The 11,294-nt window shown below is 43.3% G+C and carries 7 protein-coding genes and 1 pseudogene; 6 read left to right on the top strand and 2 right to left on the bottom strand.

The window, feature by feature from the left end; translation table 11 throughout:
- Window positions 1-237: 237 nt before the first annotated feature.
- Complete coding sequence (gene cysS / locus B2575_RS09650; RefSeq protein WP_238049627.1) at window positions 238-1,698, bottom strand: cysteine--tRNA ligase; 1,461 nt, start codon at window positions 1,696-1,698, stop codon at window positions 238-240.
- A gap of 217 nt (window positions 1,699-1,915) precedes the next feature.
- Between cysS and B2575_RS09655 the strand changes: the two genes are divergently transcribed.
- Window positions 1,916-2,512 (top strand): cob(I)yrinic acid a,c-diamide adenosyltransferase, encoded by a 597-nt coding sequence (locus B2575_RS09655; protein WP_296241639.1) that lies wholly within the window; start codon window positions 1,916-1,918, stop codon window positions 2,510-2,512.
- Between the two features lie 169 nt (window positions 2,513-2,681).
- Here the strand turns inward: B2575_RS09655 and B2575_RS09660 are convergent, their stop codons facing one another.
- Window positions 2,682-3,617 (bottom strand): hypothetical protein, encoded by a 936-nt coding sequence (locus tag B2575_RS09660; protein ID WP_238049625.1) that lies wholly within the window; start codon window positions 3,615-3,617, stop codon window positions 2,682-2,684.
- A gap of 437 nt (window positions 3,618-4,054) precedes the next feature.
- Between B2575_RS09660 and B2575_RS09665 the strand changes: the two genes are divergently transcribed.
- The 5 genes and pseudogenes from B2575_RS09665 to B2575_RS09685 all read left to right on the top strand — a co-directional run.
- Window positions 4,055-4,783, top strand: a complete 729-nt coding sequence (locus B2575_RS09665; RefSeq protein WP_238049623.1) for a glycerophosphodiester phosphodiesterase — start codon at window positions 4,055-4,057, stop codon at window positions 4,781-4,783.
- Between the two features lie 449 nt (window positions 4,784-5,232).
- Window positions 5,233-6,411, top strand: coding sequence for an acyl-CoA desaturase (locus tag B2575_RS09670; protein WP_201539756.1), 1,179 nt, complete (start codon window positions 5,233-5,235; stop codon window positions 6,409-6,411).
- 323 nt (window positions 6,412-6,734) lie between these two features.
- On the top strand, window positions 6,735-8,201 hold the full coding sequence (locus tag B2575_RS09675; protein ID WP_296241641.1) for a protein adenylyltransferase SelO: 1,467 nt from the start codon (window positions 6,735-6,737) through the stop codon (window positions 8,199-8,201).
- Between the two features lie 359 nt (window positions 8,202-8,560).
- Window positions 8,561-10,882 (top strand): NADP-dependent malic enzyme, encoded by a 2,322-nt coding sequence (locus B2575_RS09680; protein WP_060491229.1) that lies wholly within the window; start codon window positions 8,561-8,563, stop codon window positions 10,880-10,882.
- A 207-nt stretch (window positions 10,883-11,089) separates the two neighbouring features.
- Window positions 11,090-11,294: pseudogene (locus B2575_RS09685) on the top strand (tRNA nucleotidyltransferase); the annotation flags it as partial.

An 11,294-nucleotide genomic window follows, 5' to 3' on the forward strand; every position in this document is an offset into this window, starting at 1 on the left:
TTTAAAAGCCATTAATTCACTTGATGTTTGCATCTCTTGAAGTTTGCCTACAAAGCTTATTCTTACATAGATTACATAGCCAATTTAGCTTCATCTTTATGGTTTGACTGCAATTTATCTTGTTCTTAGCACCATTTTTAGAATGATGATATACCCTAGTTTAGCCTATAAAAAAAGCCAGCTCAAAGCTGACTTAGTTTATGACTATCTATATGAGTGTTCTGTAACATGATTGCCTTAAGCGCGGCGCCATGTCGTGCCAGCACGGCTGTCTTCAAGCTCAATACCAGCATCTTTTAGCTGCTCACGTATCTCATCAGCACGCGCAAAGTTTTTATTGGTTTTGGCATCCGCACGCTCAATGATTAAATTATCGATAGTGTCATCGGTTAAACCATCATCCGCCTGTTCACCAATCACTGCTTGCAAAAACTGTTGAACTGGCTGCTGTAAAATATTGAGTACCTGTGCCAACGCTTTGAGCTGCTCTGCTAATTGCCATGCAGTGTCTACCTCTTCGGCTTTAATAGCTTTATTAATATCACGCGCCAGCCCAAACAGTACACTGATCGCCGTTGAACTATTAAAATCATCGTTCATGGCTTTGATAAAGTCTTGTCCAGCACTGCTGCTATAAACATCATTTATCAGCGTATCACTGACTACAAGCGTCTGCCCTTTTTGTTGTTCGGCCAATTTTAACACATTATATAATCTGCTTAGGCTATTATGTGCTTCGTCCAATGCGTTATCAGAAAAATTGACTTGGCTGCGATAATGGCTTGATAATAAGAAAAAGCGCACCGTTTCAGGTAGATATCTTGCCATCACGTCACGAATGGTAAAAAAGTTACCCAACGACTTGGACATTTTTTCGCCATCGACATTAATGAAACCGACATGCATCCAGTTACGCGCGTATTCACAGCCAGTCGCGGCTTCAGACTGCGCTATCTCGTTTTCGTGATGCGGAAATTGCAAGTCATGACCACCCCCATGAATATCAAAGGTATTACCTAAGCACTTAGTCGACATCGCTGAACATTCGATATGCCAACCTGGACGCCCTTGACCCCATGGTGACGCCCATTGTGGCTCATTGGGTTTTGCTGCCTTCCATAAGACAAAATCAAACGGATTGCGCTTATCATTTTCGACATCGACACGTGAACCTGCTTGCATCTCATCGAGATTACGCTTAGACAATTTACCATAATCTGCAAAATTATCGACGGCATAGTAGACATCACCATTGTCGCCTGCGTACGCATAGTCGCCTGCGACCAAGGTCTCAATCATTTGCTGCATATCATCGATATGATCAGTCGCGCGCGGCTCAGCGTCTGGCATCTCGCAACCAAGAGCGGTTGCATCTTCGTGCATGGCTTCAATAAAACGCTGCGTTAACATACCAATCTCTTCGCCGTTCTCAGCGGCACGAGTGATGATTTTGTCATCAATATCGGTGATATTGCGCACATAATTAACGTCATAGCCTAACTGAGCCAACCAGCGCACTACCATGTCAAAACCAACCATCACCCGCGCATGCCCAATATGACAATAATCATAAACGGTCATACCGCACACATACATGCCTACTTGCCCTGATTTGAGTGGTACAAACTGACGTTTTCCGCCAGTCAGTGAGTCATGAATAGCAAGCTGAGACATCGCATCGGCAAGTGGTGTGGTCATGGTTAAAAAGCCTTTTAATATAAATGAAATAGATAAAATAAAAACAAAAATATAATCAATGTTTGGATATTAAACAGCACTGACTATGGTCGCTATAACTGTAAAAACAGCGGCAACATAAAACCTAACCCATTATCTTAGCGAAAACAGCCATAAAATACTACAATGAGCCCGCAACTAACATCATTCAATCATAAAAACTGTTAAGGATTTAGATATGGGCAATCGTTTAAGCAAAATATATACGCGTACTGGAGATGACGGTAGCACTGGCATGGCAGACGGCAGCCGCGTCAGCAAAGCAGACAATCTATTTAGCGTAATGGGTGATATCGACGAGCTTAACTCACACATTGGTCTGGTACGTGCTCAGTTACAGCATAATAAAGGACAGTCTATAGAGAAGGAATTTTCTCAAGCGTTAGTCATCATTCAGCATTTATTGTTTAATATCGGTGGTGAGCTGGCTATGCCAGAATATGAAGGCGTCAATGCCACTCACATTACATGGTTAGAACAGCAAATTGATGTGATGAATACGACCTTGCCGCCGCTAAAAGATTTTATCTTGCCCACAGGTTCGGTATTGGTCAGCCAACTACACGTTGCACGTACGATCTGTCGCCGTGCAGAGCGCCAAGCAGTGCTATTACAGCAAGAGCGTCCACAAGCGGTTCGCAGTACGGCCGTGAGCTTTATCAATCGCTTATCGGATTGGTTGTTTGTCGCTGCTCGCTTTTGTACAGATCCCAATAAAGTCTCTGAAGTCTTATGGGACAGTCAGGTATTACAAAAATTCGCTGATAAAAAATAATTGCGCAGGACTACTTCAGTGGACTAAAACGCTAAAAGCAGACCCTAGAATTAAGGTTTAGCATAAAATATAAAAAAGCCCGCAACCTTAACACTGCGGGCTTTTTACTGACTGATTAATACTATTCAGTCACGACAATATTGTTTGAGAACAGCTTAAATCTTACTAATTAGTAAGTAGCGCTGTCATCTTCAATAATGACCATATCGATACTTTCATCTTTAGGTACTGATTTCGGTACGGCTGGTGTGGCTGGGGTTTTGACCTCAGGAGTGGCTGACGCGCTGCTATCCGTATTACTACTGCTTGGATTGTTGATAGTCGGCGGCGTGGCAGGCTGAGTAGGACGAATCGGCTCAACTGGCTTGACTACTTGAGGCTGACGAACGGGTGCTGACTGACTGTCATCGTTTTGTGCTGCACGGCGCTCTGCGCTACGTTGGGCACGCTGCTCATCCATCGCTGATTTAAATACAGAACCTGCCATCACATCGGCGACCACAGTAATCAATGCTGGCTGCCCAGCAATACGTGTGCGTACTTGACCGCCTTGAGTACCAACGACATAGGTAAAGGCATCATCAACCAACATGTTGTTATTGATACGGATGTTATTTTGCGCTAAGCGTGATTGTAGGCTCGGCAGATTGTTGGCTGCTTGTACTTGACTGGCTTGATACAAATCTTCGCTTGGCAACGTCATGCTCACACTTGCCTGACAAGTCGTCATACCATTGTCATTGGCTGCTTGTAAGACTGCAGCATTTTGTACATCAATCACAATGCCGTTGGTTTTATTAGTGATAGCGCCGCTAGCGAGACTGATCTCTGCATCATTTGCGTAGTTGGCAGCCAGCGTTTGTGCTTGTTGATTGAGCGTGTTTTTTAGAGCCGTTTTGAGACGATCTTGTACCATTGGGTCATCACAGCTTACCGCAGTAGCTGCGGTGTTTTCAGTAGACGCAGACTCTTGCTCTGTGAGCTCTGCCGTCTCGGTGGTATCTTCCTTCTCTGAGCGATCACAGCCAGCAAGCGCTAAACCACATACCATGCCAATACCAGCCACTTTATACCACTTGCTCACGTTTTTATTTGCTACGCTCATATTTCTTTTGCTCCCAATTTACTAATACGTACCGCCACTGATGGACAGTGATTGATGTTCAAACCGCAACCCTAGCTGCCCTAGGTTTGAAAACCAGATTATTATACGGTGTTTAAATAAAATGTTCATTAGTGTAGCCCATGGATATACAAATAACGCCCCTCATTATAGGTAAAACCTGTATTTAGTTGCAAAAACATAACAAATACATACTTATGAATTCGTTATAAATACGCTTTTAGACTACCGCGATTAACTAGGTCTGTTGAATGTTTGACAGACAGTAAACCTATTCTAAGATTTCGCTCAGCTCATCTCTATAAAGTTTTTGGATAAAAGGAACCACATAGTAATATTGCTTTATCGAGCAAATTTTATTAGACGCTGTTGTTTTAGCACTATATGATTGCGCGTATCACTAACCAACCATATAAATTATGATAAATTTCGAAAACACGCTTTTATTGGGTCATCGCGGTGCGCGTGGCGAAGCATTAGAAAATACCTTTTCAGGCTTTGAGTACGCTCAACGTCTCAACACTCAGGGTTTAGCAGGGGTTGAGTTTGATGTACAACTGAGTGCGGATGGTCATTTAATCGTGTTCCATGATGACACGCTGCAACGCATGTGTGGTCAGCAAGCACGTGTTGATCAGTTAAATCTTGCTGAGATTCAACGCCATTCGCAGTTTGGTCATCAGATTATGACATTAGGGCAGGTAGTGCCGTTGCTAAAGGGCTTTACTGATATTGAACTGGAGATTAAAACGCATGACCGTACTGATTATGCTAAATTGGTAAAAGCATTGACACACAACCTCATCGATAGCCCACTTGCCAAACTACCCATTGTGCTGACCAGTTTCGATGTAGAGCTACATGTTCGCTTACAACGTCATCCATTACTAAAGCATATCTCTCGCGGCTTGCTCATTCGCACACCTGAAGTCTTAATGACTGCACCGAATACCGCCTTGCAACTTGGCTGTATTCAGCTAGGTATCCACTATCCGCTGATTAGTCGAGCAGTCATTAAACATAGCCACTGTCATGGCTTGCCAGTGAGTGCGTGGACGGTCAATGATATTGACACGATTAAACAGCTGATCGCATGGCAAGCTGACGTTATCATCACTGATTATCCAAGTCATTTACTGCTGGGTTAATAAGCATCGCCTTTATTTGATTTATTTAAAATCATCTACATATCTACGGTGTTACTTACACTTCTCCTCAATGCCTGATAAGTCATCCATTATTTTCGTTAATACATTCCATAATCAATACAAGTTATTGTTATTTAGCAATATTTTTACAGTGTATAACTGTTCACTTTATTGATTTTTTAAGGTATCATATAGGCTTAAATTAATACCGCTAGGGATATTATATGATTGCAAAAAAAGCACTTGGCTTACCGCTTAAAGGCTTACGTTTCGCTATCAAATCTGGTGATACGCTTATCAAAGCCGCCAGCACTCAAGCCACACGTTTTAAGACACGTTTTGACGAGAGTAAAACTGCAAGCTCGCTTAATGAGCAGCCTGTTGCCAAACGCAACTACGCCCATGCTGCGGGAGAGCAAGATGTCTCTACTAAAAAAGACAGCATTGATATGCGCGAGTTTGAGTTTACAAAAGCGCCGATCAACTGGATTCCAGCGACTATCTTGGTAGCCACACCTATTGCTGCTGCGATCATTACACCATGGTATTTGTTTACTCATGATGTTAGCGCGCCAGTTTGGGGCGTATTTGGTGCCTTTATGGTATGGACAGGCATTAGTATTACCGCTGGTTATCATCGCCTGCTATCGCATCGTGCTTATAAAGCGCATCCAATCGTCAAAAACTTTTTATTGCTAGGTTCCACCTTTGCCGTACAAGGTTCAGCATTTGATTGGGTTTCTGGTCACCGTACGCATCATCGTCATGTCGATGACCGCTTAGAAGACCCGTACTCAGCAAAGCGTGGCTTTTTCTTTAGTCATATGGGCTGGATGCTACGCAATTATCCTAGCGGTAAATTTGACTATAAAAATATCCCTGACCTAACCAAAGATAGAACCTTACAGATTCAGCATAAATATTACGGTTTATGGGTTGCGGCATTAAACATCGGTGTGGTCGCTGCGATCGGTTGGTTATTGGGTGATGTTTGGGGTACTTTGGTCATCGTAGGCTTACTACGTCTAGTACTGACGCACCACTTTACCTTCTTTATTAACTCGCTATGTCATATGTTTGGCACGCGTCCTTATACGGATACCAATACTGCTCGCGATAACTTCTTCTTAGCTATCTTTACGTGGGGTGAGGGTTATCATAACTACCATCACTTCTTCCAATACGACTATCGTAACGGCGTAAAATGGTGGCAGTATGATCCTACTAAATGGTTGATTGCTGGCCTATCAAAGCTGGGCTTAACCAGTGAGCTACGTACCGTTGATGACACCACTATCAAGCATGCAGAAGTACAAATGCAATTTAAAGCGGCACAGCAGCAGATTGATACGGCAGCAGTGGGCGGTCTTGATCTTCCTCATGCCATGAAAAGCTTCCAAGATCGTATTAAGTTTGAATATGATGCCTTTATGCAGACTGTTGAAGAATGGCAAGCGCTCAAAGCCAAAACGATTGAGCTGAAAAAGACAGAATATGCCGATCGCTTGCATGAAGTGGAAGATGAGCTAAAGCACGACTATGCTAAGATTGAACAAAAAATTCTTGAGCATAATAGCAATTTAAAAACCGCGTTTCGCTCGATTGGTATCAGTAAAAAAGCGGCATAATTGCTGATTATTTAGCTGTATTTTATTACCTTTGTGATGAACAATAATTGTAAAGCTTCTCCTTCCCTCTATTTGTAGCAGATAGAGGGATTTTTTTGCTCATCTTTTATAGATCGTGTCGAACATTGATTTATGAAAATAAAAAAGATAGGTGGAAGCAATATCTTTGTTTGATAGGCTAAATGCATTCAATATTACTAATGGTTTTTGGGTGCGCTATTACAAGAGATGGACAGAGTGAAACGATGTAATATCAAGGCTATGCTATAGTGCTTTTATCGCCCCTACACTTTACTTATATTTCAAAAGCAGGAACGGCTTGTATGCGCTATCAAAATACCTATGTCAATCTAGACACTCGCCTTTATCATGAGCAACCGCCAACGCCGCTGGACAATCCACGTGCTGGACACTTCAACATGCAAGTTGCGCAGCAGTTAGGCTGGACAAATGATGAAGATTTAATGACACATTGGGTAGAGATACTCGGTGGTCAATACGTGCCAGCGGATTTTAAGCCATTGGCCATGGTTTATGCGGGTCACCAATTTGGACAATGGGCAGGCCAATTGGGTGATGGGCGCGGCTTGCTAATGGCACAAGTGCTCGATCACAATAATCAATTGCAAGACTTGCACCTTAAGGGCATTGGTCTGACGCCTTACTCGCGGATGGGTGATGGTCGCGCTGTCTTGCGCAGTACTATTCGCGAGTATTTATGTGGTCATGCCCTTACACAATTAGGTGTTCCTTCCTCTAATGCTTTGGGATTTGTTGTCTCCAATACGAGGGTGCGCCGTGAGCGCATGGAAGCAGGTGCGGCATTGATGCGCGTGGCTGATAGTCACATTCGCTTAGGTCATATCGAGTGGATTGCCAGCTTTGCTCCTGATTTACTCGCTGAGTTCACTGATTATATGATCGACACTTATTATCCAGAGTGCCGTGATAGTGACGCTCCCATACTGACATTTTTAACCACGGTGGTTGAGCGAACCGCACGAATGATTGCTGACTGGCAACTGATTGGCTTTGCGCATGGCGTGATGAATACTGACAACCTCTCTATCACTGGTAGCACCTTAGACTTTGGTCCATTTGGTTTTATGGAGCGCTTCAACCCTGCTTGGATCAACAACCACTCTGATCATACTGGTCGCTACGCTTATCAAAACCAGCCAGCTATCGGTCACTGGAATCTCAATGCTTGGCTGCCACATTTTATGCGCTTAGAGGGCGTAACACGTGAGGCGTTAGCAGACTGTCTAGCGCCTTATGAGCCAACCTTTATGCAGCACTATCAGCAAGGACTGTGCCTCAAGCTTGGGCTGACGCATGCAAAAGAGAGCTTAACCTTGGCTTTTGAATGGCTAACCTTACTAGAAGACAACTTGCTAGACTATACCAATAGCTTCCGTGCGCTACTCGGTTTGGTCGCGCCGAATGGGCACCATTATGAAGAGCAGCTATTGTCAACCATGACGAATGAGCTTAGCGATGATGCCCAGCAAGTCTGGCAAGATTGGTCGACTCGTTATATGGCGCAAATACAGCAGCTGCCACTTGAGCAAGCTATCGATGATATGCAGCACAATAATCCTGTTTATGTACTGCGTAATAGTATGGCGCAGCGTGCCATTACGGCAGCAGAACAAGGACAGTTCGAAGAAGTGAATCGAGTATTCGATTTACTGGCTAACCCTTATCAGGTACAAGCAATCGCTACCCTTCTCGACACGATGCCGCCTACCCCACATGCGCCGCAAATGCCGATTAGTTGCTCGTCTTAATGATATGTTATTAAACTGCTATTCTGTAATATTTTGAAACATTATAAGATTAAGGTTGATATTTAACCCTATTTTTTGGCATTATTAATTGGCTAAATAATGAATATCATTTTACTATATTATTCTTGCCGTTCACGGCAGCTGACTAGGCAGTGAATTGGCAATAGTGCTAGAATAACTATTCCACTAGATTACTTTTTTGGCTCAATGCTTAATCGCTAATCCTGACACTTTAAATTATTAACTGTTTAGCGTCACGTTGCCCTTAGAGGATTATTATTCCATGATTTTTTGAGGGTAAAACGTTATTTTTATCTCCATTTACTTTATTCCAATTTATTCTAACCATGGCAATTATTATGAATGACGATACCACTTTGAATACGGATAACCTTAGTACAGAAAAAGAGCAGTTTGAACAAGCTGCCTTACATTATCATGAGTTCCCACGTCCAGGTAAAATCTCTGTCACCCCTATTAAGCAGTTGGCAAACCAACGTGACTTAGCACTTGCCTATTCACCAGGTGTGGCAGTTCCTTGTCTTGAGATTCAAAGAGATCCGACGTTAGCGGCTAAATATACCGCCCGTAGCAACTTGGTTGGTGTTATCACCAACGGTACAGCGGTACTGGGTCTAGGTAATATCGGGCCATTGGCATCGAAGCCTGTAATGGAAGGTAAAGGGGTTTTATTCAAAAAATTCGCAGGTATCGACGTTTTTGATATTGAAATTGCGCAAAATGATCCAGATAAATTCATCGAAGCCGTTGCTTCTCTTGAGCCTACTTTCGGTGGCATCAATCTAGAAGACATCAAAGCACCAGAATGTTTCAAAATTGAGCGCGAATTACGTAAGCGCATGAACATTCCAGTATTTCATGATGACCAACATGGTACTTCAATCATTGTTGCAGCAGCGATGCTCAACGCGCTATTGATTACTGGCAAAAAAATCGAAGAGATTAAAATCGTCTGTTCAGGTGCCGGTGCCGCCGCCATTTCTTGTTTAGATATTATTTGCGCACTTGGTGTAAACAAAAATAATATCTTTGTTTCAGATTCACGCGGTATCATTACGACTATCCGTGAAAATCTTGACGAAACCAAACAGCGCTATGCGCGTGAGACGACTGCGACCACTATCGACGAAGTGATGGATGATGTCGATATGTTCCTTGGTCTATCGATGCCTGGTACGTTATCTGAAGATATGGTTCGCCGTATGGCAAAAGACCCTATCGTCTTTGCACTTGCTAACCCAACGCCTGAGATCATGCCAGAATTGGCGCACGCCGTACGTCCAGATGTCATCATGGCAACGGGTCGCTCAGACTATCCAAACCAAGTAAACAACGCTTTATGCTTCCCTTATATCTTCCGCGGCGCATTAGATGTTGGTGCCACGACTGTTAACGAAGAGATGAAAGTTGCTTGTGTAAGAGCTATCGCTGCGATGGCACACGTTGAAGCAACGCCGACCACCAGCGCTAGAAACATTGAAAAAATGCAAAGTTTCGGTCGTGATTACTTGATTCCAGGACCTTTAGAGCCAAACCTAATCATCGAGATCGCGTCTGCGGTCGCTCAAGCTGCGATGGACTCAGGCGTTGCAACCTTACCTATCGCTGATATGCAAGCTTATCGTCAGCGTCTGTCTGAGTTTGTCTATAACTCTGCATTCGTGATGAAACCAATCTTTGCTCGCGCTAAAGCCGATCCAAAACGCATCGTTTACTGTGAAGGTGAAGACAATAATATCTTACTTGCTGTGCAAGTGGTCGTTGATGAAAAGCTAGCCCAACCTATTTTAATTGGTCGTCCTTCAGTCATCGAAGCCAATATCGAAAAACTAGGGTTACGTCTAAAAGATGGTGTGAACATCTCTATCGTCAATATCGATGACGATCCTCGTTATAAAGACTACTGGCAGGGTTACTACGAGAAGAACAAACGTCTTGGTGTGAGTATTGAACTTGCTCGCCGTGATGTTCGTCGTAAGACCACATTGATTGGCTCACTATTGGTCGAAAATGGCGCTGCAGATGGTATGGTATGTGGTACGTTTAGCCATTATCAGTTGCACTTAAAATATGTACAAAGCGTTATTGGCAAAAAAGAAGGTGTGAATGACTTCTATGCTATGAATGCGGTACTCATGCAAGATCGTAATATTTTCATCGCCGATACTTATATCCACGAAGATCCAACGGCTGAACAATTGGCTGAAATGACTGTCTTGGCGGTTGATCAGTTACGTCGCTTTGGCATTACACCACGTGTCGCACTAGTTTCTCACTCTAACTTTGGCGCTTCAAATCGCACCAGTGCTGTAAAAATGCGCAAGGTCTATGAACTGCTGACAGATATGAATGTAGACTTTGAATTCGACGGCGAGATGCAAGGTGACGCCGCGTTGAATGAACATATTCGTTTAAACAACATGCCATCAAGTCCGTTGAAAGGTGCTGCAAATCTGCTCATCTTGCCAACACTTGACGCCTCAAATATTGCCTTTAACCTACTCAAGACAGCAACTGGTAGCGCCTCTATTGGTCCTATTTTATTAGGTACTAGCAAACCGGTACATATTCTCACACCATCAGCAACTGCACGTGGTATCGTCAATATGACTGCTCTTTCCGTTACTGAAGCTCAAGATTTGGCGAGCGAAAATCAGTAATATATCCTGCGCTACCTAGTAGTATGTGTTATCGAGATGGTCTCTGTTATTCATTTATAGAGACCGTCTGCTATACTAAAACCAGTCAATGATATTAAATAGCGTTGACTGGTTTTTTTTGCTTGTTATACATTGGCTAAGACGCAACGTAGCCTTATTCAGTAACAGTCATCACTGGCTCAATAAAAATAAAAGATAGAGGCATTCATGCAAATTTACCTTGTCGGCGGCGCGGTACGCGATCAACTGTTAGCACGTCCTATTAAAGATAAAGATTTTGTCGTCGTTGGTGCAACTGTTGCAGAAATGCTTGATGCAGAATTCCAGCAAGTGGGTGCAGATTTCCCTGTATTTTTGCATCCTAATAGCCATGAAGAATACGCACTGGCACGCACTGAACGCAAAGAAGGCT

The sequence above is a fragment of the Psychrobacter sp. UBA6739 genome (assembly GCF_002453835.1).
In the GTDB taxonomy this organism is placed as follows: domain Bacteria; phylum Pseudomonadota; class Gammaproteobacteria; order Pseudomonadales; family Moraxellaceae; genus Psychrobacter; species Psychrobacter immobilis_A.